Annotated in this window: 25 protein-coding genes; 10 read left to right on the top strand and 15 right to left on the bottom strand. The window is 70.4% G+C overall.

Going from position 1 to position 25817, the window contains the following annotated elements; translation table 11 throughout:
* The first annotated feature begins 109 nt into the window (after positions 1-109).
* The 5 genes from AB5L97_RS14900 to AB5L97_RS14920 all read left to right on the top strand — a co-directional run bounded on the left by AB5L97_RS14900 (position 110) and on the right by AB5L97_RS14920 (position 6562).
* The gene (locus AB5L97_RS14900; protein ID WP_369045237.1) at positions 110-1825 is read left to right on the top strand and encodes a putative PEP-binding protein; all 1716 of its coding nucleotides are present in this window, start codon (positions 110-112) and stop codon (positions 1823-1825) included.
* 61 nt (positions 1826-1886) lie between these two features.
* Entirely contained in the window at positions 1887-2165 is a 279-nt protein-coding gene (locus tag AB5L97_RS14905) for an HPr family phosphocarrier protein (protein ID WP_369045238.1), read from the top strand.
* A gap of 98 nt (positions 2166-2263) precedes the next feature.
* Entirely contained in the window at positions 2264-2917 is a 654-nt protein-coding gene (locus AB5L97_RS14910; protein ID WP_369045239.1) for a GrpB family protein, read from the top strand.
* A gap of 3 nt (positions 2918-2920) precedes the next feature.
* Positions 2921-4012 (top strand): lactonase family protein, encoded by a 1092-nt coding sequence (locus AB5L97_RS14915; protein WP_307958824.1) that lies wholly within the window; start codon positions 2921-2923, stop codon positions 4010-4012.
* Positions 4013-4039: 27 nt separating this feature from the next.
* Positions 4040-6562 (top strand): HAD-IC family P-type ATPase, encoded by a 2523-nt coding sequence (locus tag AB5L97_RS14920; RefSeq protein ID WP_369045240.1) that lies wholly within the window; start codon positions 4040-4042, stop codon positions 6560-6562.
* A 20-nt stretch (positions 6563-6582) separates the two neighbouring features.
* On the opposite strand, the gene AB5L97_RS14925 is transcribed toward AB5L97_RS14920, so the two are convergent.
* The 7 genes from AB5L97_RS14925 to paaZ form a co-directional block, all read right to left on the bottom strand.
* Positions 6583-6891: a hypothetical protein gene (locus AB5L97_RS14925; protein ID WP_369045241.1), complete on the bottom strand. Its 309-nt coding sequence runs from the start codon at positions 6889-6891 to the stop codon at positions 6583-6585.
* 2 nt (positions 6892-6893) lie between these two features.
* The gene (locus AB5L97_RS14930; RefSeq protein WP_369045242.1) at positions 6894-8354 is read right to left on the bottom strand and encodes a CoA transferase; all 1461 of its coding nucleotides are present in this window, start codon (positions 8352-8354) and stop codon (positions 6894-6896) included.
* A gap of 6 nt (positions 8355-8360) precedes the next feature.
* Positions 8361-9230 carry a class II glutamine amidotransferase gene (locus AB5L97_RS14935; protein ID WP_307958828.1) on the bottom strand — a complete coding sequence of 290 codons (870 nt, stop codon included), beginning with the start codon at positions 9228-9230 and terminating at the stop codon, positions 8361-8363.
* A gap of 136 nt (positions 9231-9366) precedes the next feature.
* Positions 9367-9747 (bottom strand): VOC family protein, encoded by a 381-nt coding sequence (locus AB5L97_RS14940; RefSeq protein WP_369045243.1) that lies wholly within the window; start codon positions 9745-9747, stop codon positions 9367-9369.
* Positions 9748-9827: 80 nt separating this feature from the next.
* A complete protein-coding gene (locus tag AB5L97_RS14945) occupies positions 9828-10469 on the bottom strand; it encodes a winged helix-turn-helix transcriptional regulator (protein WP_369045244.1) in 642 nt (213 codons plus the stop codon).
* Positions 10469-10903, bottom strand: a complete 435-nt coding sequence (locus tag AB5L97_RS14950; RefSeq protein ID WP_307958831.1) for a VOC family protein — start codon at positions 10901-10903, stop codon at positions 10469-10471. The genes AB5L97_RS14945 and AB5L97_RS14950 overlap by 1 nt, the downstream gene beginning before the upstream one ends.
* Before the next feature lie 211 nt (positions 10904-11114).
* Entirely contained in the window at positions 11115-13244 is a 2130-nt protein-coding gene (gene paaZ, locus AB5L97_RS14955) for a phenylacetic acid degradation bifunctional protein PaaZ (protein WP_369045245.1), read from the bottom strand.
* A gap of 271 nt (positions 13245-13515) precedes the next feature.
* Here paaZ and AB5L97_RS14960 point away from each other — a divergent pair, with 271 nt between their 5' ends.
* Positions 13516-14316 (top strand): SGNH/GDSL hydrolase family protein, encoded by an 801-nt coding sequence (locus AB5L97_RS14960; protein ID WP_369045246.1) that lies wholly within the window; start codon positions 13516-13518, stop codon positions 14314-14316.
* A 68-nt stretch (positions 14317-14384) separates the two neighbouring features.
* Here the strand turns inward: AB5L97_RS14960 and AB5L97_RS14965 are convergent, their stop codons facing one another.
* Positions 14385-14975, bottom strand: coding sequence for a GNAT family N-acetyltransferase (locus AB5L97_RS14965; RefSeq protein WP_369045247.1), 591 nt, complete (start codon positions 14973-14975; stop codon positions 14385-14387).
* Between the two features lie 142 nt (positions 14976-15117).
* Between AB5L97_RS14965 and AB5L97_RS14970 the strand changes: the two genes are divergently transcribed.
* Entirely contained in the window at positions 15118-16047 is a 930-nt protein-coding gene (locus AB5L97_RS14970; RefSeq protein ID WP_369045248.1) for an SGNH/GDSL hydrolase family protein, read from the top strand.
* On the opposite strand, the gene AB5L97_RS14975 is transcribed toward AB5L97_RS14970, so the two are convergent.
* From AB5L97_RS14975 to AB5L97_RS14995, 5 genes are all read right to left on the bottom strand, one after another.
* On the bottom strand, positions 16029-16751 hold the full coding sequence (locus tag AB5L97_RS14975) for a tyrosine-protein phosphatase (protein ID WP_369045249.1): 723 nt from the start codon (positions 16749-16751) through the stop codon (positions 16029-16031). The genes AB5L97_RS14970 and AB5L97_RS14975 overlap by 19 nt on opposite strands.
* On the bottom strand, positions 16748-17419 hold the full coding sequence (locus tag AB5L97_RS14980) for a hypothetical protein (protein WP_369045250.1): 672 nt from the start codon (positions 17417-17419) through the stop codon (positions 16748-16750). Before AB5L97_RS14980 ends, AB5L97_RS14975 begins: the two co-directional genes overlap by 4 nt.
* Before the next feature lie 158 nt (positions 17420-17577).
* Positions 17578-18459, bottom strand: coding sequence for a 3-hydroxyacyl-CoA dehydrogenase family protein (locus AB5L97_RS14985; protein WP_369045251.1), 882 nt, complete (start codon positions 18457-18459; stop codon positions 17578-17580).
* Positions 18460-18464: 5 nt separating this feature from the next.
* Complete coding sequence (locus AB5L97_RS14990; RefSeq protein ID WP_369047455.1) at positions 18465-19211, bottom strand: enoyl-CoA hydratase/isomerase family protein; 747 nt, start codon at positions 19209-19211, stop codon at positions 18465-18467.
* Positions 19212-19463: 252 nt separating this feature from the next.
* Positions 19464-20690 (bottom strand): acetyl-CoA C-acyltransferase, encoded by a 1227-nt coding sequence (locus AB5L97_RS14995; protein ID WP_369045252.1) that lies wholly within the window; start codon positions 20688-20690, stop codon positions 19464-19466.
* 167 nt (positions 20691-20857) lie between these two features.
* On the opposite strand from AB5L97_RS14995, the gene AB5L97_RS15000 reads away from it, so the two are divergent.
* Positions 20858-21592 carry a CPBP family intramembrane glutamic endopeptidase gene (locus tag AB5L97_RS15000; protein ID WP_369047456.1) on the top strand — a complete coding sequence of 245 codons (735 nt, stop codon included), beginning with the start codon at positions 20858-20860 and terminating at the stop codon, positions 21590-21592.
* A 6-nt stretch (positions 21593-21598) separates the two neighbouring features.
* A complete protein-coding gene (locus AB5L97_RS15005) occupies positions 21599-22285 on the top strand; it encodes a YceI family protein (RefSeq protein ID WP_369045253.1) in 687 nt (228 codons plus the stop codon).
* 41 nt (positions 22286-22326) lie between these two features.
* On the opposite strand, the gene AB5L97_RS15010 is transcribed toward AB5L97_RS15005, so the two are convergent.
* Positions 22327-24102, bottom strand: coding sequence for an ATP-binding cassette domain-containing protein (locus tag AB5L97_RS15010; RefSeq protein WP_369045254.1), 1776 nt, complete (start codon positions 24100-24102; stop codon positions 22327-22329).
* Between the two features lie 123 nt (positions 24103-24225).
* Positions 24226-25434 carry a hypothetical protein gene (locus AB5L97_RS15015; RefSeq protein ID WP_369045255.1) on the bottom strand — a complete coding sequence of 403 codons (1209 nt, stop codon included), beginning with the start codon at positions 25432-25434 and terminating at the stop codon, positions 24226-24228.
* Between AB5L97_RS15015 and AB5L97_RS15020 the strand changes: the two genes are divergently transcribed.
* A complete protein-coding gene (locus AB5L97_RS15020) occupies positions 25433-25669 on the top strand; it encodes a hypothetical protein (protein WP_369045256.1) in 237 nt (78 codons plus the stop codon). The two genes, AB5L97_RS15015 and AB5L97_RS15020, sit on opposite strands and share 2 nt — an antisense overlap.
* Positions 25670-25817: the final 148 nt, after the last annotated feature.

Consider the following 25817-nt stretch of genomic DNA (forward strand, 5'->3'; position numbering starts at 1 on the left):
TCGGCTCGGGGATCATGTTCTGCTTGGTATAGCAATGCTATAGGCGCTAAGGTAACCGAAATCACTCCGAACCACCACGGCTGCGGAGGCCCTCCCCGAAAGGACTCTTATGGATCAGTTTCACGGTGTCGGTGTGACTCCGAGGCGGGTTGTGGGGCGGGTGCGGCAGATGCCGGCGCCGGTGTCGGAGCCTGGTGTGGGGTCGGGTCTGGGCGCGGGTGCGACGGTGGAGGGTGAGGGCGAGCGGATCCGGGCGGCGTCCAGGGCTGTCCAGGGTGCGTTGAAGGCCCGTGCCGCGGCGGCGTCGGGGGACGCGAGGGGCGTGCTGGAGGCCACTGCCCTGATGGCCGCGGACCCGGTGCTGGTCAAGGGCGCCGTGAAGCTGCTGGACCCGGGCGCCGACGGCGGGGGCCGGTCGGCGGAGCGGGCCGTGTGGGAGTCCGGGGCGGCGGTGGCGGCGAAGCTGAAGTCCCTGGGCGGGTACATGGCCGAGCGGGCCGCGGACGTCCTGGACGTCCGGGCCCGGATCGTCGCGGAGCTGAGGGGCCTGCCGGCCCCGGGGATCCCGGAATCGGTGGAGCCGTTCGTGCTGGCCGCGCACGACCTGGCCCCGGCGGACACGGCCACCCTGGACCCGGGAAGGGTCATCGCCCTGATCACCTCCGGCGGGGGCCCGCAGTCCCACACCGCGATCCTGGCCCGGTCCCTGGGCCTGCCCGCGGTCGTGGCCGCGCCCGGGGTCGAGGGCATCCCGGACGGGACCGAGGTCTACGTCGACGGCGCCGCCGGGACCGTGCAGACCGGGCCTGGGCAGCCGGAGCGGGACGCCGCGGCGGCGTGGGCGGTGGCCGCCGCGGCCCTGGCCGGCGGGTTCGCCGGGGCCAACCGGCTCGCGGACGGGCACCCCGTGCCCCTGCTGGCCAACGTCGCCACCGGGGCGGACGCGGCCAAGGCCGCCGCGGCCGGGGCGGAGGGCGTGGGCCTGCTGCGCACCGAGTTCTGCTTCCTGGACCGGGACACCGAGCCCTCCCACGCCGAGCAGGTCGCCGCCTACACCGCGGTCTTCGCCCAGTTCCCCGGGAAGAAGGTCGTCATCCGCACCCTGGACGCCGGCGCGGACAAGCCCCTGCCCTTCCTGACCAACACCGAGGAGCCCAACCCCGCCCTCGGCGTGCGCGGGTACCGCACCGACTGGACGAGCCCGGGCGTCCTGGCCCGCCAGCTCGCCGCGATCGCCCAGGCCGCCGCACAGAGCGAGGCCGAGGTGTGGGTCATGGCCCCCATGATCGCCACCACCGAGGAGGCCGCGCACTTCACGGCGCTGGCGAAGGACGCCGGCCTGCCCACCGCCGGGGTCATGGTCGAGGTCCCCTCCGCGGCCCTGACCTCCGGGCACATCCTGGCCCGCACGGACTTCGCGTCCCTGGGCACCAACGACCTCACCCAGTACGCCATGGCCGCGGACCGCATGCTCGGGCCCCTGGCCCACCTCAACGACCCCTGGCAGCCCGCCGTCCTGCACCTGATCAAGGCCACCTGCGACGGCGCCGCCGCCGCCACCGCCGCCACCGGCACCCCCAAGCCCGTCGGGGTCTGCGGGGAAGCCGCCGCAGACCCCGCCCTGGCAGCGGTCCTGGTCGGACTCGGCGTCACCACCCTGTCCATGTCCCCCCGCGCCCTCACCGCCGTCAACCGCGTCCTGGCCACCATCACCCTCCACCAGGCCCAGACCCTCGCCGAGGCGGCCCTCACCGCCCCCGACGCCCACACCGCCCGCACCGGCGCCCGCTCACACCTGCCCATCCTGAACGAACTCGGCCTCTGAACCACCCGCCACACCCCGGCCCCCGACCAGCACCACACCCCGGAACCAGAAGGAGCAACCCATGGCAGAACGCACCGCGACCATCGGCTCACGCGTCGGCCTCCACGCCCGCCCCGCCGCCATCTTCGCCGAAGCCGCCGGACAGGCAGGCCTCGAAGTCACCATCGCCAAGCCCGGCGAGCCCGCCGAGGACGCCATGGACGCCTCCAGCATCCTCTCCCTCATGTCCCTCGGCGCCGAATACGGCCAACAGGTCATCCTCCGCGCCGACGGACCCGGCGCCGACCAGGCCCTCGACCACCTCGTCACCGTCCTCGAAACCGACCACGACGCCGAATAGGACACCGAATAGACAGCCGAAGAGACAGCCCGGGGGCGCTGCTGGGGTCTGCACGATCCGGCTTCAGGGCACTGCGACCCGATTGGTAGTCTGGCGAAGTGGACCAACCCAGCTGGCGCGCCGCCGTCATGCGTCACCCCGAGCCGCTCCCGGGCTCGAGCCCGTGGGTGGGTCCGCCGCCCACTCCGGTCCCGATCCGGATCGTGGAGTACGACGCCGCGTGGCCGGAGCAGTTCGAGGCCGTCGCCGCCGGGATCCGCGCCGCGTTAGGCCCCGAGGCGCTCTCGATCGAGCATGTGGGCTCCACGTCGGTGCCAGGTCTGCCCGCCAAGCCAGTGATCGACGTCGACCTCACGGTCGCTGACTCTGCCAGCGAGCAGGACTACGTGCCCTTGCTCGAGGGGGCAGGCTACCGGCTGCGCATCCGCGAGCCGGAGTGGCACGAGCACCGCTGCTTCGTCCGCGACAGCCCCGAGGATGTCCCGCAGGTCAACCTCCACGTGTTCGGCCCGGGGTGTCCCGAGACAGTGCGCCACCGCATGTTCCGTGACTGGCTGCGTGCCAACCCTGCCAGCCTCGCGGAGTACCGGGACGCCAAAGTCGCTGCCGCAGGCGCGAGCACGGAACAGCGCGTCATGGACTACAACCAGCGCAAGCAACCGGTGATCCGGGCAATCTACGAGCGCCTGTTCCGCGCGGCCGGCTGGCTCGACGGCACCGTATCCAACGCCGAGCCCAACCCAGAGGAGTGACCCATGGTCCAGACCTTCGTCTTCGTCGCCTGCGCAGGGGACGGCGCCGTCGACACGCTCGCCCTCAATCCCGCGACCGGCGCGCTCGAGCATCTCTCCCGCACTGACGGCCTCCAGCATGTCTCGACGATGGCGCTCGATCCGGCGGGGACGCTGTTCGCCGGCGTCAACGGGAATCGGGGGGAACCGCACCGCACGGTCGCCCTCGGCTTGGACCCGGAGTCCGGTGCCGCGAGGAGCGGCCCCGCCGAGGAGGTCCCGGCGAGCACATGCTTCATCGCGCTCGGGCCGGACCGCCGCACCATCTTCAGCGCCTCCTACCATGAAGGCCTGATGGTGAGCTACCCAGTCCCCAGGGCCTCGACGGGCCGGCGGTTCACCGAATATCGGTCCGGCCCCAACACGCACAGTGCCGTCCCGAGCGCCGACGGGCGCTTCGTCTATACGGCGTCGCTCGGCTCTGACCGCATCTCCTGGTTCCCGATCGGATCCCAGACGCCGGGTGGTGCCGAAGAAGCGGCCGGTCACGGCGCCGTCGTACACGCGGCCGGGTCCATCGCCTCGGCCCAGGGGTCGGGACCCCGGCATCTCCGCCACAGCGCGGACGGTACGCGCGTGTACGCGCTGCACGAGCTCTCCGGCGAGGTTGCCGTGTACTCACGGGACGCCGCGACGGGCAGCCTCGAGGAACTGCAGCGAGTCTCGTCGGTCGAGGGCCTGGGGCTCACGCCCGGCCCGGTCAGGTCCCCGAGCACCCCGGATCCGGGTCCCGGCGTCGTGTGGTGCGCTGATCTGCGCCTCACCCCGGACGGACGCTTCCTGTTCGCCACCGAGCGCTCAACGAGCACCATCGCCGCCTTCGCCGTGGGCACCGACGGCCTTCTGACGTACCTGCGGCGCACTGACACCGAGTCCCAGCCGCGCGGCATCGCCGTCGACCCCTCGGGGCGCTGGCTGCTCGCGTGCGGCGAGCGCTCGGACCATGTCACCTCGTACGCGATCGGCCCCGACGGCGAGCTCGACGCCGTCTCACGGGCCGAGACGGCGGCGGGCCCGCTGTGGATCGAATGCTGGGAGGCTCCAGCGCGGGCTTGAATGCAAGGCGCCGACTAGTGTTGACGCATGGGTGACGTGGGGACCAGCACCGCTCCGTCGGCGGGAGGAGAAGCGCCTGCGCGGGGGCTGACGGCCGAGGAGGTGGCCCAGCGGGTCGCGGATGGCAGGACCAACGACGTCCCGCCGCGCGCGAGCCGCAGCACGTCGGAGATCGTGCGGGCGAACGTCTTCACCCGGATCAACGCGATCTTCGCGGTTCTTGCCGTCATCATCTTCTCGACCGGCCACTATCTGGACGGGCTCTTCGCGGGCCTCATCGTGGCCAACAGCATCGTGGGCATCGTCCAGGAGCTGCGCGCGAAGCGCACCTTGGACAAGCTCGCGATCGTCAGCCAGGCGCACCCGCAGGTGCGCCGCGACGGCCGCACGGCCGCGATCCCGCCGCATGGGATCGTACTCGACGACGTCATAGAACTCGGCCCCGGCGATCAGGCAGTCGTGGACGGCGAGGTCCTCTCCGCGGAAGGCCTCGAGCTCGACGAATCCCTGCTCACCGGGGAGGCGGACCCGATCCCGAAGACCCCCGGCAGCCCAGTCCTCTCCGGCTCCTACGTCTCCTCGGGCACTGGCCTCTACCGCGCCACGAAGGTGGGCAGCGAGGCGTACGCGGCTCAGCTCGAGGCGGAGGCGAGCAAGTTCACGCTCGTGAACTCGGAGCTGCGCAACGGCATCAACACGATCCTCACAGTCATCACGTGGCTGCTCATCCCCGCGGGCATCCTCTCGGTGTACAACCAACTCACGGGCAGCCAGACGCTCCCCGATGCGCTGCGCGGCATGGTCGCGGCCCTCGTGCCGATGGTCCCCGAGGGCCTCATCCTCATGACGACGATCGCGTTCGCCGTCGGCGTGGTGCGGCTCGGCCGGCGCAATTGCCTCGTGAACGAGCTCCCTGCGATCGAGGGCCTCGCCCGGGTAGACGTAGTGTGCGCGGACAAGACCGGGACGCTCACCGAGAACGCGATGGAGCTGGCCGAGGTGCGCGAGCTCGCCGTTGGCGCGCCCTCCCGAGAGACGACGCACGACGGCGCCGCGCACCCCGTGCCGTCGGGCCTCGGACCCGCGTCCCTCCCCGCAGAAGCACTCCCATCTCTGGCCCTCGCAGCTCTGGCCGCCGCCGACAAGCGACCCAACGCGAGCATGCAGGCCGTCCTCGCCGCATACCCGGAATCCCCCGGCTGGACCGTCGAGGAGACGCTCCCCTTCTCCTCGGCACGCAAGTACGGCGGTGTGCGGTTCGCCGAGCATGGCGCGTGGATCCTCGGGGCGCCGGACGTGCTCCTGCCCGAGGGCTCGCCGGCACGGCACGAGGCCGAGGAAGTCGGCGCCCACGGCCTGCGGGTTCTCCTCCTGGCCCGCGCGGAGGAGCTCCCCGCGTCCGCCATTCCGGCCAGCGAGCCCCCAAGCGCAAGCCGGGCGGGCGTCGTCGTGCCTCACATGGAGCCCACAGCGCTCGTGGTCCTCGATCAGAAGGTGCGCGACGACGTGCGTCCCACCCTTGACTTCTTCGAGGCGCAGAAGGTCACGGTCAAGGTCATCTCGGGAGACAACGCGGCCTCGGTCGGAGCCGTGGCGGACCAGCTCGCCCTGCCGGGTGCGGGCTCCCCCGTCGACGCGCGCGGGCTGCCCGAGGACGAAGAGCAGCTGGCCGCCGCGCTCGAGGAGCGGACAGTGTTCGGGCGTGTGAGTCCCGCTCAGAAGCGGGGCATGGTCCGGGCACTGCAGTCGCGCGGGCACACCGTGGCCATGACGGGTGACGGCGTCAATGACGTCCTCGCACTCAAGGACGCGGACATCGGGGTCGCGATGGGCGCCGGCAGCCCGGCAGCCCGCGCGGTCGCGCAGATCGTGCTGCTCGACAACAAGTTCTCGACGCTTCCCCACGTGGTCGGAGAGGGCCGCCGGGTAATCGGGAACATCGAGCGGGTAGCGAACCTGTTCCTCACCAAGACCGTGTACTCGGTGCTGCTCGCGCTCATGGTGGGTGTGCCGGGGCTCATCGGATTCGAGGCCCTGCCGTATCCGTTCCTCCCGCGGCACGTGACGATCACGGGCTGGTTCACGATCGGCCTGCCTGCCTTCATCCTCTCGCTCGCACCGAACCACGACCGTGCCCGGCCGGGCTTCGTGGGGCGCGTCATGCGGATGGCGATCCCCGCGGGGATCGTGATCGCTGTGGCATCGTTCACGAGCTACCTCCTCGTGCAGCCCTCGGTGGCCGGCGGTGGCACCACCCAAGTGCAGGCCAGCACCTCCGCGCTCATCACCCTCATCGCCATCGCGCTGTGGGTGCTCGCGATCGTTGCCCGCCCGTACGCGTGGTGGAAGGTCGTGCTCGTGGTCGTCATGATGGCGGCATCGTTCGCGATGTTCGCGCTGCCGCTCACGCGAACGCTGTTCGAGCTCGACCCCTCGAACTGGGGGCACACATGGACGGCGCTGGCCTGCGCGGGCGCCGGGATCGTGCTCGTGGAGCTCGCGTGGTGGATCGACGGCTGGCTGCGCCGGGCCAAGGCGACCCGGGGATGACTCGCTGACATCGGTTCGGGCTAAGCGGGTGCCGGCGGCTCTCCCAGCCACAGGGTCCAGCGGGTCACACGCTCGGTCACGAGCACAGTGCCATGCCACGGGTCGCCCCTGAACGCCGAAGCCGCGGCCTGCGCGTCGTCGGCGGCTACCAGCACGAGTGCGGGGCCCTCGTCGACGTCGTCACCGAGCGGGCCGCCCAGGAGCACGACGCCGCGGCGCACCAGACCGTCCATGAACGCGGCATGCTCGTCCCACCCGTCTCGGGCGCGCCGCGGACAGTCGGGCGACCACCGGGGGCCGCGGCCGAACGTCACGACGAAGTACGCCACGTTCAGCCCCGATGGCTCCACCCGAGGGGCGCCGATCCGTAGCGCTCAGACGGGTGGGGGTACTCGAGCTGGGTTCCGTCCAGGATCAGCGGGGGCGGGACGAAGTCGAGGCGCCCGTACGCCGAGTCGGCGTGCCGGGTCTCGAGGACCAGCGCCACTGGCCCACCCGACGGATCGGGCACTCTGGCCCGGAGCAGCTCGTTGGCCGTTGCGATGAGGCTCAGGCGCGCGCTGCCCGTGACGCCGCGGCTCCGAGCTGCGAGCAGCGCGACGGCGGACGCCGCCATGGCCATCCCCGTCGCGTGGTCGAGTGCCTGCACGGGCAATGCTCCCGGCCGCCACGCGGCGTCGCGCGTCGACGGACCGGACGGAGCACGGCCCGGCGGAACGGTGCTGGACGCACCGGTGCCGGCAGGCAAGCCTCCATAGAGGTGCGCGATCCCGCACGCTGCCTGCACGATGCTGTCGAAGCCTCGGCCGTCGGCCCACGGCCCGGTCCATCCCCACGCGCTCAGGGCCACGACGGCAAGGTGGGGGAATGCCTCCCGGAGCGAGTCGATGTCCAGCCCGTACCGCGCGAGCGACGCCTGCCGGTAGCCCAGGAGCACGACGTCGGCCTCGCCTGCGAGCGTGCGCACCCTCGCCGCCTGCTCGGGGTTCCGGAGGTCGGCGACGGCGCTGCGTTTGGCGAAGCCCGTGTCGAGGTGCGCGTCGAGGAGCTCGGGATGCTGCGGCGGATCGACGCGGAGCACGTCGGCTCCGAGCGCGCCGAGGAGCCGCGTGGCGCTCGGACCGGCGATGACGCGTGTGAGGTCGAGGACGCGGATGCCGGACGGCGGGAGGCCGCCCACGCCGTCGTGCGGAACGGGCCGCGGCGAGGGGGCCTCGTCGAGCGCGAGGCCGACCCATGGCTCGCCCGCCGCGGCGAGTCCCATGGGCGTGGCCGCCCACTCGTCAGGGGTCCGGACGGCCGCCGCCACTCCCCCGCCCGACCGCACGGCGTCCTCGATCTCGAGCGCGTCCCGTTCGAGGAGGGCGGCGTCGAGCTGGTCTGCGGACGTCATGCCCATCGCGGCCAAGAGCCGCTCGGCGTGGTGCGGGTAGTTCGCGTGGAGGCGCACCCAGCCGTCGCGCGTCCGCCGGAACCCGGACATCGGCGCCCAGATGTCCGCCGAATTCCCGTCGACACGAAGGTGGCGGATGGAGTCGAAGGACGCCGCCACGAGCGCGGACGACGTCGCCACGCGGCTGCCGCTGGCGGCGTCGCCCTGGGCGCTGTCCAGCGCCGCAAGGGCCGAGACCAGGGCGCCGATCGAGCCTAGGGCCAACCCCTCGGCGTCGAGCGCACCGGCCCGCCAGCGGCGCGGCCCTGACCACCAGCCATCCGGCGCGGGCACGGTCTCGAGGGCAGGGGCGAGATAGCTCCTGAGGTCGAGGAGCCCTGGCTGGCGGTCGGAGTCCACAGCGGCTCAGGCCTTCCCTTCTCGCTGGGACGCGGCCGCTGCGGGATCGAGATCGTTCAGCGTGAGCCTTCGCCGCGGATGGTCCGGGAACGGAAACGTACGGGTCGTCGTCAGGTCGCTGCCCACGTGCAGGAGCGTGCCGGGCTCCATCATCTCCCAGCGGGGATCGTCGGCCATCGGCTCGGTGGCCACGAGGACGTGGTCGCCCACGTCCTTGCCGTGGGCAGAGATCCGGGGGCTCCGGGCGTTGAGGTGGCGGCCGACGTCGGGGGCGTCGCTGATGTTCTCGAGCATGTGCAGCTCATGCGTGTCCGGGTAGCGGACGGCCCAGAGGTCGGTGGCGGTCGTGATGATGCAGTTCAGACTCAGGACGGGCAGGTTCTCAGCGATCCACGTCAGGGCCGCCGCGATGCCAGCGCCGACGTCTCCGCCCGCCCGGCGGGTCTCGGCGGTGATGAGCGCGAACATGCGCTCGCTGTCCGTCTGCCCCTGCACGAGCCCGCTGGCCCCCAGCTCGCGGAGCTGCCCGTCCAGCGTCTGGACCTCGGAGAACGCACCGTTGTGGGCGAAGAGCCTGGCGTCCTGCTCGAAGGGGTGGGTGTTGACGTAGGTGTGGGCGCCGAGGCTCGCGTAGCGCACGTGTGCCAAGAACGTGGTGCTTTCCACATGCCTGGCCTCACGGGCGAACGCGCGGTCCTCCCAGGCGGCGACGGGCTGCTTGTCCACCCGGGGCTGGCCGTCCGCGGTGAAGGTACCGATCCCTGTGCCGTCAGGTTCGCGGCGGCTCTGCACCTCGAGGCTGTCCGGGGCGGTGAGGAGCCAGAACGTGGCCCTCACGGCCGCGTGGCCTGCATGCATTCCGAACAGCCGGCACATCGCCCCTCCTCCGGACGTCCGATCACGGCTCAGGCTACCCTCGGCACCCCTGACCGTGAATGAGGTGGCGCGCGCGACGGCGGTGGGCCGGTCGCGTACCCGGCCCACCGCCGTCGTGCGCTGGACAGACCAGCAGTTACAGGTTGTACTCGGTGACCCCGCCCTGATGCAGGCTGATGATGTTCCCGTCCGGATCCGCGAACCACGAGCAGCGCTCGCCGCCGAGGTCGAAGATGTGGTGCTCATCGGTCTTGATGTCCGGGAGGTCGTAGTCCTCGAAGTGGATACCGTGGGATTCGAGGTCCGCCATGGCGCCTTCGAGGTTGTCGACCTCGAACTGCACGGCGGTGTGGCCTGTGCGGATGGCATTCTCGTCCACCATCAGGCCCAGCAGTGCGGTTCCGTCCAGACTCAGGATGGTCATCCCGGTCGGGTCCTTTCCGCGGACAGGGAGCCCCAGCGCTCCCTCGTAGAAGTCCCTGGCGCGGGCCTCGTCGGCCACCGTCAGGATTGTCATTGCAGGGTTCATCGCCAGAGTCATGGCGCACCTCCACGAAGGGAACTGACGGGAACCAGTTTAAGCCCGGGAGCGGGAATCTAGGCGGCCAAGTGGAAGGTGTTCGCGAAGCGGCCCAGGAGGACATGCGGACCCCTCAGCACCTCGATGAGGCCTGCCGCGATCGCGCGGTCCGGGGCGATCTCTCCGGAGATGAGCCGGTGGATGCCCGGCCCCGCTGCGAAGGCGAGGTCGGAGGGCCCGTCTCCGCGGGACACGTCGAGGTTGGCGCCGTCCACTCGGATGAGCAGCTCAGCCGCGCCGAAGCGCCCGGCGTAGGCGGTCGGGGGCAGGCTGGCGGCCACGTGCGGGCAGAACGCGGTGCGCAGGGCCATCGTCATCGAGTCGGGCGTGATGATCTGTTCCTCGCGCGGCTCTCCCATGGCCTTGAAGCCCCAGGCGCCGAGCGCGAGCACCACGGGCTCGAGCTCGCGGCCGTAGTCCGTGAGCTCGTACACGACAACGCGCGATCGCGGCGCCCGGCGGAGGATGCCGGCCTCCTGCAGCTCCTTGAGCCGCGCCGCCAGGATGTTGCTGGGGATGCGGGGCAGGCCCGCGGCGAGCTCCCCGTAGCGGCGCGGCCCGACCAGCAGATCGCGGACGATCAGCAGGGCCCACCGTTCTCCGACGAGCTCAAGTGCTCGGGTGAGGCCGCAGTACTGCCCGTAGTCGCGTGCGGCCATCAGGCCTGCTGGTTGGCGAAGGCCTCGGGGCCCTGCTCGGCGGCGGCCGGGTCCATCCAGCCGAACTCGAGGAGGTTGCCGTCCGGGTCGGTCAGCTGACGCTGGTACATGAATCCGTAGTCTGCGGCGGGACGCGCTTCCGCGCCTCCCGCGGCGAGGCCGTCGGCGACCGCGGCGTCGACGGCATCGCGGCTGTCGAGGAAGATCGCGGTAGAGACCGACGGATTCACCGCCGGGTCGCCGATGGGCAGGTCGGTGAAGGTCTGGAAGAACTCACGCACCAGGATCATGAAGTAGCTGTGGTCTTCTTCCACGACTACACAGGCGGCGTTGTGGTCCGTGAAGAGGGGGTTGATGGTGAATCCGATCGCCGTGTAGAACGCCTTGGCGCGATCCAAGTCGGTCACCGGCAGATTGACGAACATGGCAGTCATTGCGGTCTCCCCTGTGGGTTCGGATGGTGATGCCGTTAAAACTTGCAAAAAACAAGTGGATGGTCAAGGGCTCACACAGCCCTGCTCCGGAGCGCACGACGGCGGTGGGCTGGGAATGGAACCCGGCCCACCGCCGTCGCCTGTTACGACCCGACCCCGGCGCCACACGGGGTGACCTCGGCGCCACACGGCGTGACCTCGGCAGGAGGGGTCAGGCCTTCTTCGGCCACTCCTTCTCAACGAGCGTCAGGACGTCGTAGTTGGCGATGAGCTCGTCGTCCTGGTTGGTCAGGACGGCGTCCCAGCGGACCTCGCCGTACTCGTCCGTGACCCGCGGGGTGATCTGCTTCGCCGTGAGGGTCACGCGGATCGAATCGCCGGCAGGCACGGGCTGGAGGAAGCGCAGGTTGTCGAGGCCGTAGTTCAGCAGCACCGGGCCGGGCTCGGGCGAGACGAACAGGCCGGCGGCCCAGCTCACGAGCAGGTAGCCGTGCGCCACGATCCCCGGGAACACGCCGGCGGCGCGGGCCGCCTCATCGTCCATGTGGGCGTAGAACGTGTCGCCGGTCTCGGCGGCGAACTTCGAGATGTCCTCGCGCGTGATCTGGCGCAGCTCGGAGCGCATCGCGTCGCCCACGCGGAGCTCCGCGAGCGACTTGCGGAACGGGTGCGTCGACGGGTCGGCAGGGTCCGCGAGGTTCCTGTCCGCACCCGTGTGCCACACGCCCGTCACCGCGGTGAGCATGTTGGGCGAACCCTGGAGGGCGGTGCGCTGCATGTGGTGCTTGACGGAGCGGATGCCGCCGAGTTCCTCGCCGCCGCCCGCGCGGCCCGGGCCGCCGTGGACGAGGTGCGGGACCGGGGAACCGTGGCCGGTCGAAGTCTTGGCGTCCTCGCGGTTGAGCACGAGCACGCGACCATGGTGCGCGGCGATGCCGGTCACGAGGGTCCGCGCGACCTCCGGGTCGTTCGTGGCGACCGAGGCGACGAGCGAGCCCGCGCCCATCGCCGCGAGCTTCACGGCCTCGTCGAGGCTCGAGTAGCCGACCACAGAGGAGACGGGGCCGAACGCCTCGGTGCCGTGCAGGGCCGGAGCGAGGGCGTCTTCCCACGTCAGCACCACGGGTGACATGAACGCGCCGTCTGCGACGACGGCCTTCTGGCCGCTGGCGGTAACGACCTCGGGGGCCTCGAGCGAACCGAACGCGATGCGCCCGCCTGCGGCGACGAGCGATTCGACGGCGCCCCGCACGTCCTTGAGCTGCTCCATCGACGCGAGTGCGCCCATCGTGACGCCCTCGGCCCGAGGGTCGCCGACCACGACGCGCTCCGTCACCCGCGCACCGATGGCGGCAACGACGTCGTCCACGAGTTCCGCGGGGACGATACTGCGGCGCACCGCCGTGCACTTCTGGCCAGCCTTGACCGTCATCTCGGTGACCACGGACTTCACGAACGCGTCGAACTCGGGGGTGCCGGGAACGGCGTCGGGACCGAGGATCGCGGCATTGAGGGAATCCGTCTCCGAGGTGAAGCGGACCCCGCCGTGCACAACGTTCGGGTGCGACTTGAGGAGGTTCGCGGTGCCGGCCGAGCCGGTGAAGGAGACCATGTCGCGGTAGTCGAGCTCGTCCAGGAGCGTGCGTGCCGAGCCGGAGATGAGCTGGATCGAGCCGGCCGGGAGGATGCCGGACTCGACCATGAGGCGCACCATCGCCTCGGCCACGTAGCCGGTCGGGGTAGCGGGCTTGACGATCGTCGGGACGCCGGCGATGAACGCGGGGGCGAACTTCTCGAGCATGCCCCACACGGGGAAGTTGAACGCGTTGATCTGCGCGGCCACGCCGGGGATACGGGTGTAGATGTGCTCGCCCGCGAATGAGCCGTCCTTGGAGAGGACCTCGAGGGGGCCGTCTACGATCACGTTCGAGTTCGGTAGCTCGCGGCGCCCCTTCGAGCCGAACGTGAAGAGCACACCGATGCCGCCGTCGATGTCCACCATGTTGTCGATCTTCGTTGCGCCGGTCCGGAACGAGAGCTCGTAGAGCTCCTGCTTGCGCCCGTTGAGGAACTGGGCCAGCTCCTTGAGCTTGAGGGCGCGCTCGTGGATGGTGAGCTTGCCGAGCCCCGCCTGGCCCACCGTGCGAGCGTGCTCGACCATTGCCTTCAGGTCGAGACCGTCCGCATTCACGACGGCGAGCAGCTCGCCTGTACTCGCATCCCTAACCTCGGCGCCCTTGCCTGTCGATTCGGCGGGCGTCCACCAGGTGTCACGGATGTAGCTGGGCACAACGGCGACCCGGGTCGCCTCTGGTGCAGTGGTCTCCGGGGCAGTGGTCATCGTCGACGGATCCTTCCGGTCGGGGCGGGGAGCCATGAAGCGACCGGGCAAACCCTCTCAGAGGTATTACTGACCGGCCGTTCGGTAATGGGTCAAGAATACACGGAAGGCCTGCAGGGCACGAGGGGGCCAAACAAGCGTCCTCCGCCCCTTCTGCTACAAGACCCCACTGCCTAGGATGACGCGAGTCAGGACTGTTAGCCTCCGCGGCGCCAGTCCACCGGCTGGGGGATGGACGACGGCGTGGGGGCACCTCGAGTGAGGACCTCACATGAACGCGCTCACCAACCACCCGCCCACACGCAGACCATCCCCCATCGCCCGGGCCCTTCTGGCCCTCCTGACGGCTTTCGGGCTCGTCGCGGGCGCCGCGGCGCTTCCCGCATCGGCGGTGCCCTCGCCGACGTATTTCGGGCTCGGCGACTCGATCGCGGCCGGGACGGGCGGATCCACGGTCGTTGACGCGGCCTGCCTCCGCACCGCACAGGCGTATCCGACCCAGCTCCACGGCACGAACCTCGGATGCTTCGGGGCCACCACGACCGAGGTCCAAGCTCAAGCCGCCGCTCTCACCGGGGCGGTCAAGACGGTGACCATTACCGTCGGGGCCAACGACATCGGCGTCGGATCCGTCGCGAACGTCTGCATGACCCAGGATCCCGCTTCCTGCCAGACCGCGATTGGCGCGGCGACCATGGCTCTCCAGCAGCTCCCCACAGCCCTCACCAACACGATTGCTGCCGTCCGCGCCAAGGCGCCGAACGCACGCATCACGCTCACGGGCTACCCGCTCCTGTTCACGGTCTCGGGCCTTTCTCCGACCCAGCAGCCGGTGGCGGCCGAAATCAATGGAGCCACGGCGCTCCTCAACTCGACGATCGCCACGACCGCCCTGCGGAACGGCGCGCTCTACACGGACGTCACCTGGCGATTCCTCGGTCACGGCATCGGCTCGCCTCAGCCGTGGATCCATGTCCCGGGCGACTCGGCAAACGCACTCGAGGCCTTCCACCCGAACGACAACGGCTACAAGTACGGGTATGTGCCCGCCGTCCGGCCGTTCGTGCAGTAGCGAGCCGGAGACCGGGCGCAGGACGACGGCGGGAAGCACTCGCCGTCGTCCTGCGCGGGCGGCTCTCGCTAGCGTCGTCTGAGCCGTTGATCGAGACCGTTGCGGACCATGTGCCACTCGGAGGCAATGAGCGAGTAGACCACGGTGTCGCGCAGCGAGCCATCGGGCATGAGCTGGTGGCTGCGGAGCACACCGTCCTGCTTTGCTCCGAGTCGCTCGATCGCGGCGCGCGACTGGCGGTTCATCCAGTGCGTGCGGAACTCGACGGCGATGCAGTCCAGGGTCTCGAACGCGTGGCGCAGCAGGAGGAGCTTCGACTCGGGGTTCGTGCCGGTGCCCTGCGCGCTTGTGGCGTTCCACGTGGAGCCGATCTCCACGCGGCGGTTCGCGGCATCGACATTCATGTACGTCGTCATGCCGATGATGCGGCCGTCCGAGACGCGTCGCGTCGCGAACGGGAGCATCGAGCCCGCCTCCATAAGCGCAAGCCGCCGCTCGATCTCGGCGGCCATGTCCTCAGGCCGTGGCACTGACGTGTACCAGAGCTTCCACAGCTCGCCATCGCGGACGGCGTCCTCAAGGGCCGCGCAGTGATCAGAGGAGAGCGGCTCCAGAGTAACGAGCCGGCCTGACAGGGTCACGGGTTCGAGGAAGTGCATGGGCCGAGGATATCGGGCAGATGCGAGCCAATCAGCCCTGTTGCGTATGTCACACCTGGGTCTACGATCTGCCTGTTTGTATCCACGTGTCAGAGCAAGGCTCACAGAGTCGACCTCTGCCGTCACCACTGGAGGCTCCCCCTTGACATCTCTCTTTCGCCGAACAGCCGCTTCCTTCGTAGCTGTCGCCGCCCTCGTCTTCGCAGGCGCAGCAGTCCCGGCGTCGGCAGCACCGCCGTCGCCCCTCAACTATGTCAACTTCGGCGACTCGTACTCGGCGGGCTGGGGCGCCGAGCCGTTCGTGCTCCCGCCGGCGGTCAACCCGGACCTCCAAGTCCCCACATGCCGGATCGGCGGGCGGCCAGACCAGGTGACGAAGTTCTCCCGCCTGAACTCGGTCAGCCTCCAGGGCGACTACGCGTGTGCCGGCGCCACGATTGGGGCTCCGACCGACCCGAACTTCCCGGTCCCGACCATCGGGCAGCAGATCGGCAAGGCCGCCCTTGATGGCACCCTCAACGCAAGCACTGACATCGTGACCCTCACGGCCGGCGGTAACGACGTGGGATTCGTCAAGTTCGTCGAAACCTGCGCGGCGGACACCACGCCGACAGCTGTTGAGTGCCAGGCTTTCGCCAAGGCAGGGGATACAGCGGCAGACAACCTCGCGGTGCAGGCAACGATCGATGAGATCCACCAGGTCGCGCCCCACGCCGAAGTCGCGTGGATCGGCTACCCGCACATCTTCGCACTCGCAGGGGAACCGACCACAGTGCTCCCGGGCGGCGGTGTCATGTCTGCGGCGGCCGCGGCCGTGTTCGACGCCGCCACCACCACGCTCAATGAAACCCTCGCCAAAAAGGTCGGGGCGGCAGACCACGCGATGTTCGTGGACGTCACCGCGAAGTTCACAGGCCACGAGGTCGGATCTTCGGACTCCTGGTTCGCCCTCTTCGCCCCATCGGACCCGCGCAGCCGGTTCAATCTCCACCCGACCACCACAGGCTATGCCGAGGGCTATTTCCCTGCCATGGTCAGCCAGATCAAGCCCGCTCAGCTCGTACGGCGCTGATCTGCGAGCTTGGCTCGCACGGCGGCGAGCTCGGCGCGGCTGAGGCCGTGATCGAGAAGGAACCCCTCGACGTCGAGCCCGGCCGCGAACGCGGCGAGCGCCGACTGCCGCTCTGCGAGCAGCGGCGCGAGCTCGGCGTCGTCGTGGTAGCGCTCGTACGGGTGCCTGACCGGGCTGATGCGGTGCCACTCGTTGATGCCCCGCGCGCTCGCCTCGTACTGCTCGGCGGCGGCCGCGCGGGCCGCGGCGGGATCGGCGAGCTGCAGGAGCATCGTGACAATGAGGCCCGTTCGGTCCCGCCCCGCCGAGCAGTGGAGCACGACGCCGCCCTGCGCCTCGCCGATGGCGCGGAAGACCGCGGCAAGACGCTCCGGAAACAGCCGGACGATGCCCGCGTAGCCGCTCGGGTGGTTGAGGTAAGGCGGGCTCTGGCCGGCGAACTGCTCCGCGAGCTCGGGGTGGTCCGGGTCTTCCGTCGGAGCGTTGACGACGACGATCCCCGCCATCGCGTCGGGCCGCACCTCAGGATCGGTGGCACGCCGGCGCTGCTCGCCCGGGTTGCGGAGGTCGATGATGGTGCGGACGCCGTCGTCGTGCATTTGCCGCCACCCGCGTTCGGTGAGCCACTCGCGACGGCCCATACGGTACACGCTCCCGAGAACGTGGCGGGCGTTGACGGCGCCCTCCCATCCAACGGGCATCATCCGCGGGGCGCCATGCTGGCGGGGAGCACTCGCCGAACGAGCCGGACTGCGGCCCAGCCCGTCACCGCGGCCATCGCAACGGCCATCGCGGCCGCCCCCAGCGCACCGATGACCAAGACAAGAATCAGTGGCTGGCCCTCGTTCCACAAGGGCGGCGCAATCATGAAGAAGGCGCCGAGGCCCACGCACCATGCGGCAGCCGTCGCCAGGACCCAAATCCAGGCATGGGGCACGTGGCGACGCAGCTCCAGCCACTGGCCCACACCGATGCTCGCGAGGAGCACGAAGCCGAGCACGAGTCCGACGGCGACCGTGAGCGGCATGGACCAATCGATCCACACCGCGGCGGTGACGACCGGCAGCATGCCGACTGCCCAGGCGAGGGCCGCGGCCACGGCTGTGAAGACGATGAACCTGCGGCGATTCAGCGAGGGTATCCGCCGGGAGAAGCGCCAGGCCATGGCCGTACCGAGCACAGCTCCCTCGCCTAGTCCGGCGACCACGAGCAGCCCCGCACCCGGAAGGTCCGGCAGGTCCGCGGCGATGACGAGCGACTCGGCGGCCATTGGTATGAGGAAGCCGACGAATTCGCCAAGCGCCACCCAGCCCAGCCACGGCGCGAAGAACGGCTCGGTGCGATCTGGGGCGGCAGCGCGTTGGATGCTCACGCGACCATCTTCCCCCACCCCTTCACTTGTGGGGTCTCTGGCAAGGGCGTGTGGGGTCCCTGGCCCGCCCGTTGACCCGGGCGAGACCGCTCATTGAGTAGCCAGGGACCCCTCAGCGGGCCGCCAGGGACCCCTCAACGGCAGGGGTGGGGTGGGGGTCAGTTCCAGGTGTAGAAGCCTTTGCCGGTCTTGCGGCCGAGTTCGCCGTTGGCGACCTTGTCGCGCAGGATCTGTGGGGGGGCGAACCGGTCGCCGAGGGTGGAGTGGAGGTATTCGGCGATGCCGAGGCGGACGTCGAGTCCGACGATGTCGGTGGTCTTCAGCGGCCCGGTGGGGTGCTTGTAGCCCAGGACCATGGCGTTGTCGATGTCCTCCGCACTGGCGACGCCCTCCTGGACCATGCGCATGGCCTCCAGGGCGATGGCGACGCCGAGGCGGGAGGAGGCGAAGCCGGGGGCGTCGCGGACGACGACGGCGGTCTTGCCGAGCGCCTCGGTCCAGGCCTTCGCCGCGGCGGCCAGCTCCGGGGAGGTCTTCTCCGCCACGACGACCTCGATGAGGGTCGAGGCCGGGACGGGGTTGAAGAAGTGCAGGCCCAGGAACCGCTCCGGCCGGGCCAGGGACTCCGCCAGCTTCGTCACCGACAGGGAGGACGTGTTGGTGGCCAGGAACGCCCCCGCGCCCAGCACGGCCTCGACGCCGGTCAGCGCGGTCCGCTTGAGCTCCGGGTCCTCGGGGACGGCCTCGACGACCAGGTCGCGGTCGGCGAACGCGGCATAGTCCAGCGAGGTGCTGAACGACTCCAGGATCGCTGCCTTCGCCTCCGGCAGGGCCCCGTCCACGGCGCCGCGCTCGATGCTCTTCGCGACGGAGGACTCGACCCGCTCCCGCGCGCCCTCCTCGGCCTGCTCGTCGCGCTCGACCACGACCACCTCAGCGCCCTTCATCAGGAACGCGTGCGCGATGCCGGCGCCCATCCTGCCTCCGCCCAGGACCCCCACGCGTGCGGGGAGCCCGTGGGCCAGGTTGATCTTGCCCATAGTGTCTACTTCTTCTTTCGGTCGAGGAATGCCTGCATGCGGTCGAACTTGGCCTGGGACTCGAAGAGCATGCTCTGGGCCAGGGTGTCGATGAGGGGGTGGACCTCCCGGGGGGTGTGGAAGACGGCCTTGGAGATCCGCACCGCGAGGGGGTCCTGCGCGGCGATCCGGTCCGCCAGCGCCTGCGCCGCATCGAGCAGGGCCTCGGGTTCGACGAGTTCGGTGACCAGGCCCGCGGCGAGGCACTGCTCGCCGGTGAGGACCTTGCCCGCGAGGAGGACCTCCTTCGCGAGGGGTTCGCCGACGAGCTCGCGGAGGCGCCAGGTGGCCCCGGCCGCGGCCATGATCCCCAGTCCGGTCTCGGGGTTCCCGACCCGCAGGGAGGGGGTGCCGATGCGGAAATCGGCGGCGTAGGCCAGCTCCGCGCCGCCGCCGAGGGCGTACCCCTCCAGGGCGGCGATGACGGGCATCGGGAGCCTGGCGATGCGGTCGAAGACGGCCGAGTTGATCCCGGCGAGGGCGTCGTCGCGGCGGCGTTCGCGCAGCTGGGCGATGTCCGCCCCCGACGCGAAGATCCCCTTCCCTCCCGGGGCCTCGGAGGCGGGGGTGCCGGAGAGGATCAGGACCTTCGGATGCGCCTCGAGGTGCGCGCACACGGCGTGCAGCTCGTCCACCATCGTCGCATCGATCGCGTTCCTGACCGCGGGGCGGTGCAGCCGCGCGTGCACCCGGTCGGCCCGTTCCTCGACCACGAGCGTGGCGAAGCCGGAGGCGTCAAGCCGCGCAGCGTCATTGTTCGACGCTGCGTCGTGCGCCGGGTCGGCGGTGGGCGCTGACGACGGCGCGGCCTCGCCCCCGGGGGTGGCGGAACCCGACGCGGTGCCCGACCCCGCGGGGCCGTCCTGCGCGCCGGTGCCGTCTGCCGGGATGCCCGCAGCTGTCGGCCCGTCCGACGTGGTGCCCGGCCCCGCGGGGCGGCCCTGCGCGCCGGTGCCCTGGGCCATCTAGATGCCCTCGATGAGGAGGGCGGTGCCCTGGCCGACGCCGACGCACATGGTCGCGAGGCCGAGCTTGCGGCCGTCGCCGGTGAGTTCGCGGTCCATGCGGCCCAGCAGGGTCACGACGAGGCGGGAGCCGGAGGAGCCGAGCGGGTGGCCCAGGGAGATCGCGCCGCCGTCGCGGTTGACGGTGTCCTGGTCGAGGTTGAGCTCGCGCATCACGGCCAGGGACTGGGAGGCGAAGGCCTCGTTGAGCTCCACCGCGCCCAGGTCGGCGACCGAGAGGCCCTGGCGGTCCAGGACCTTGCGGGTGGCCGGGACCGGGCCGATCCCCATGACCTCCGGGGCGACGCCCGCGGAGGCCCCGTCCAGGATCCTCGCCCGCGGGGCCAGGCCGAAGCGCTCGATCGCGGCCTCCGAGGCGACGACGATCGCCGAGGCGCCGTCGTTCAGGGTCGAGGCGTTCCCGGCCGTGACCACGGACCCGCCCGCCACGACCGGGCGCAGGCCCGCGAGGACGTCCATCGTGGTGCCCGCCCGCGGGCCCTCGTCGGTGTCGACCACGGTCTGGGCGCCCTTGCGGCCCGTGACGGTCACCGGCACGATCTCCTCGGCGAACCGGCCCGCCTGAATCGCGGCGAGCGCCCGCTCGTGGGAACGGACGGCGAACGCGTCGCAGTCCTCACGCGAGGTCCCGTAGACGCGGGCGACCTCCTCCGCCGTCTCCGGCATCGAGAACGACGCCTTCCCGTCCCGGGAGAGCTCCCCGGAGAGGAAGGCCGGGTTGGTGAACCGCCACCCGATCGAGGTGTCGAACACCGCACCGGGCTTCGCGAAGGCCGTGCCGGGCTTCTCCATCACCCACGGGGCCCGGGACATCGACTCGACCCCGCCGGCGACCACGAGGTCCGCCGCGCCGGCCTTGACCATATGGGAGGCCATGATGATCGCGGACAGGCCCGAGGCGCACAGCCGGTTCACCGTGATCCCCGGCACGCTGTCCGGGTAGCCGGCCAGCAGCCACGCCATCCGGGCCACATTCCGGTTCTCCTCCCCCGCACCGTTGGCGTTGCCCAGGACCACCTCGTCCACCAGCGCCGGATCGATCCCGGCCCGCTCCACCGCCGCCCGCACCACCAGCGCCGCCAGGTCATCCGGACGCACCCCCGAGAGCGCACCCCCGTACCGCCCCACCGGGGTCCGCGCCCCACCCACCAGAAACGCCTCAGCCATGTGCACTCCCTCATGCCTCGTCGCGCAGGACACGGCCTCCATCGGCGTGCCGGCACGAATAGTTACCGACCGTTCGTTCTATAAAGATTCTCATCCCCTCCCCCACTGGTCAACCTATGCCCAGGCGCGAACGGAACCCACAGTGCTGCGCATTCGTTCTGACCTTGATGCTCCGATCGTCCTCAACGTCGCCTGCCAAGCCACGACGTTTCTCCCGCTACACGCCCGCTGATGCACTCGCCGTCGTGCTCTACCTCGGCCTGCCGTTGGCCCTCGTGTTCCTCCCGCTCGACCGTCTCCCTTGGCTCACGCGGGACCCGCTGCTCGGCGCGTACCTGCTCAACCTCGGGGTGTATGCGGCGGTCTTCATCGTCGCCATCATTGCCGCACGTCACTACGTGGCCCGCGACCTGCGGATCCTGGCCACTCGACCGTGGTTCACGATCGGGGTCCTCCCGCTGCTGCTCGTGGTGATGCTCATTGTGACGGCGATCGTCGTGGCCCTCGCCGGCGGCGTCGAGGTGTCCGTCAACCAATCGGGCCTCGAGGAGATGACCGCGCATGTCCCGTGGTACCTCACGGCACCGCTGCTCGTGCTCGTGGGGCCGTTCGTCGAGGAGTACGTCTTCCGGCACCTCATGATCGGCAAGCTCAGCCGGTATGTGAACCGCTGGGTCTGCTACGTGACCTCAGTGGTACTATTCGCAGCGCTGCACATCGCGGGCCGCGAGGCCATCACCGTCCAGGCGCTCGCGCCGTACCTGGCGCTGGGTCTCGTGCTCGTCTTCGCTTATGCGTGGACAGCCAACAACCTGATGTTCAGCTACTCCCTGCACGCCCTGAAGAACCTGCTGTCCGTGGTGCTCATGTATTCGGTGGACATCAGTTCGCTGACCTCCTAGGAACCCGTGACCAAGCGCGCCCTCCTCGTCCCCCTCGGCATCGTGGTGGCGGTGATCCTCGCCGTTGTCACCGGCGGTCCGATCATCTCCTCGGCCCTCAACCCGAAGCAGGTGGACCCGTTCAGCGTCACGGCCGGCGCCTCTCAGGTGAGCACGACGCCGCGCCCCACCGGCGCGGACAATGGCACCTGGACCGTGGGCAGCGGCTCGCAGGCCGGCTACCGGGTCAACGAAGTGCTCAACGGCAATGCTGTGGCCGTGGTGGGGCGCACGGACAGGGTCACGGGCTCGGCTACCGTGGCCAACGGGAACCTCACGGCCGCAAGCATCGCGGTCGAGGCCGGGACCATCGCCACCGACAACTCCGGCCGCGACAACTACTTCCGCTTCACCGTGATCTCCGCAGGCAAGTACCCTCAGGCGACCTTCACCCTCAACTCCCCCGTGACCCTGCCTGAGATCGGCGGAACGCCGGTTGAGGTCAAGGTTCCGGGGACCCTCGCGCTGGCGGGCGCTCAGCGAGCGGTCACGGCGGACCTGCAGGTGCTGCGCGACGGCGACCGGATCGTCGCCGTCGGCACGATCCCGATCGCGGTGAAGGACTTCGGCATCGACCCCCCGAACTTGGGCTTCGTCAAGGTCGAGGACCACGCGCAGGTCGAGTTCCGGGTGAACCTCACCCAGAGCGGCTGAGCGCCCCAGCTTCTGAGGGTCGTCTCCTGGGAGTCAGCTCCTCAGTGGTGCGCGTGGAGGCGTCCCGCAGACCCGAGGGGCTCGAGGGCGAGCCGACGATGGCCCTCGCGATCTCCCCCGCCGACCGCGGCGCCCGCACCAAGCTCCTCGAACCAGCGCGCCAGGGCGCGGTCGTGGCTCGCCACGACCAGCGTGCCGCGGTACCTCGTGAGGGCCTCCTCGAGCTCGCCCACCAACAGCGGGGCGAGGTGGTTGGTTGGCTCGTCGAGGAGGAGCAGCTCGGGCCGTGTTGCCAGCAGGCGCGCGAGGGCGAGCCGCCGGTACTGCCCTGCCGAAAGAGAGCCGACGGGCACGAAGAAGTCCTGGACGCGGAACAGGCCAGTATGCATGAGCGCCTCGGCATGGTCGTCCAGCCCGCCGGTGAGGCCCGCCGCGTAGGCTGCAAGGAGGCGCACGTTCGGGTCCGCGGGCGGTGGGACCTCCTGGGGCAGGAACCCGACAACGGGGCTCGACTCTGCGCCGCCGCGCTCAACCACCGTGACCGCCGTGCCTGTGTACGGGACGACGCCGGCCAGGATGCCGAGCAGCGTCGACTTCCCCGCACCGTTGGGCCCAGTGACAAGGAGTCGCGCCCCGGGCTTGAGGCTCAGATCGACGGGTGCGAGCCGCCCGGGCGAGGCCACTCGGGACAGCGTCACGCTAGCGCCCGTATCAACCTCGAAGGCCGCGGCCAGGTGCAGCGGCTTCGGCGGGGGCAAAACGGGCTGTGCCTCGAGCCGCCGCAGCCACTCGCGCGCGGAGCGGATCTGGCTCTCGACCGCCGCCGAGACACGCTGGCCGAAGTAGTTGTATCCGGACTTGTCGTTGTCCGTCATGCGGCCGTAGGCGACTCGGTCTGTGACCCCGGTGGCCTTGTCGCGCTCGTGCTCCTTGGCCCCGACCCACTCGATGTACGCCCGCTCCCACTCACGCCGTTCGCGGGCCTTCTCGGCGCGGTACCCCATGTACCCGGTGCCATAGCGGCGCACGGTGCGGGTATCGGCGTCGACCTCCAGGATCACGCTCGCGAACCGCTCGAGGAAGTCGCGGTCGTGGGAGATCGCCACGACGATCCCCGGCCGCGCAGCGATCTCGGCCTCCAGCCATGCCAGGGCGGCGGCGTCGAGGTGATTGGTGGGCTCGTCGAGGAGCAGGATCGGGGCTGGGTCCGCGAGTGCGAGGGCCAAGGCCACCCTTTCGGCCTCCCCGCCAGAGAGGCTGCCGAGCGTTCGGTCGCGACCCTCGCGGGCGAGGTGCCCTACACCGAGGCGCTCGAGCGCGATGGCCGCCGCAACCTCCGCCCGCACGACGGCGCTGGCCGCCTCGTCGGGGTCTGCCTCCTCGCCGCTCTGCTCGCCGCTGGCCGTGGCTGCGGCCGTGGCAGCGGCGGTGCCTGCTCCAGCGGCCCCCTCCCATGAGGCCGTTCCCGACGCTGCCGTCTCCGATGCGGCGGTGAGGAGCGCGCCGATGGTCGCGGCGGCGTCCTGCGTCTGGGCAAGGCGTGAAACGCGCCCGTGGACCGCAATCGTGCCAGATTCGGGAGGCTCGTCGCCTGCGAGCAGGCGCAGGAGCGTGGACTTTCCCGCGCCGTTCTCGCCCACGACCGCGATGTGCTCGCCGTCGCGGATGACGAGGTCCACTCGGTCAAGGAGGAGCCGGTCGCCGTAGCCGTGGGAGACGCCGGCGGCGGCGATGTGGACGGAGCTACGGGGCGCGGCGTCCCGGTGATCGGGCGGCTCGGGGCGACTGGAGTGGAAACGATGGAGAGGCGCATGCATGGCGGGACTCGCTTCGGGGCTCGCGGGCACACCGGTGCCCGGGCGGAACTGGACAGGGAAGCGATCAGCGGAGCATGCGTTATAGCGTCCCGGCCCGTGGCCGGCGTGTCAAGGCGCCCGCCGTCAGAGACCCGACTTGGCGAAGATCTGGTTGACGAAGGCTGCCAGCGCCTCGGCCGCGGGCTGCACCTCTGCCTCGGTGGCACGGACATCGTCCACTTCGATCGTCAGGCTTCCCCGCCGGGCGCCGACCGCAAGGTGCTTCTGCCCGGTGCCGTCTGAAAACTCATAGACGACGGCGTAGCTCGCGTCGCCACCCGGCACCGCCGTCAGCGGCCTGAGGGACGACCACGCGCGGCCTTGGCTTCCACCCAGGACCTTCTCTGTGATCGACGAGCAGGTCCGGAGCGCCTCTGCACGGGTGTCGAAGGGATAAGGGGTCGCGATCGACCCTGCCATGCTGACCGCGCGGAGAGTCAGGAACGACTTCTTTGCCGGGCTTCCCGAGTAGGTGCCTTGGACCATCGACGAGCCGCCGAGCGCGCCGAGGTATGCGGCGTCGTCAAGGGTGCACGCCGTCTGGCTGGGCGGCGCTGACGCGGCGGCCTCTGCTGGGATGAGCTGGGCGTGGACCAGTGCCGTGCTGCCGTCGGGTCCGGGAATGCCCTGGATCAGGGCTGCCAGCTGCTCAGGCGTGCGGGAGTTGGGCGTGGGCGTGCTCACCGCCGGAGGGTTGGTCGCCGCCTCATCGAGGAGGTCTCGCGCGATGCCTGCCATGGACTCCACAGCAGGCTGCATGTCGCCGTCCGGCGTCACGCTGAGCGAGAGGGCGAGGGACAGCGTTCCCGCAAGGACGTTGAGCGTTGCTCCCCCAAGATCGCCCGGCCCTCGCGGCTTCGTGGTCTGCACTGCAGCGAAGGAGCGCTCACCGATGGTCGGGGCCGGGAGCAGTCGCACGGTGTACGTCGAGGCGTTCGATCCCTCAGTATGCTGCAGATCGAACTGGCTGCAGCGCGCGAGCAGATCGTCGTTGTAGTTGAAGTCGGAGGAGGCGAGGACGTCCTTGGCCGCGCTTCTGATGGTGAACATGACCGTCGTCGTGGGACCACCGGAGCGGCCCGAGATGGGTAGCGCACCGGTGGCGAAGCTTGTGCCGGCGTCCTTGGCAATGTCTATCGGATCCTTGGCCACAAGGGGCTGGCACTCGCCGGGTGTGGCGACTGTTGTGCGTGCCGGCCACGTGTTGGCAGTGGCGCCGATGCGCAGGCTGCGGGAATCCTGCGCACCATAGGGCACGTTGCGGCGCGCGGCCACCGCGTTGATGACGGCCATGAGTTCTCCGTCAGTGAAGACCTTCGAGGAAGGAGCTGAAGGCCCGCTAGCCGATGCCGAAGCCGACACCGTGGAACTCGGCGCCGAACTCCCTGATGAGCAGCCGGCCACGGCAAGTGCGGTCATCGCGAGGGCTGCGGTCCAGGCCAAAGGCCCCCCGCTTGCCCGCCGATCTCCAGTGCTCGGAGGGACCTGGGTCACCCAACGGACTCCTGACATCGCTGGCCTCCTCTAGCCGTCCGGCTCCCAGACTCACCGAAGCCAGGCGCACCGGTTAGAGGACTACGTCCCGAGCCCTCGGCAGGGGTCGAGGAAGCCTTCCCACCATGCGGACACCAGCTGTCCGCTTCTGCCTTCCCTCCCACACCAGCGGAACCTACCGT

The sequence above is a fragment of the Sinomonas sp. P10A9 genome (genome assembly GCF_041022165.1).
In the GTDB taxonomy this organism is placed as follows: domain Bacteria; phylum Actinomycetota; class Actinomycetes; order Actinomycetales; family Micrococcaceae; genus Sinomonas; species Sinomonas puerhi.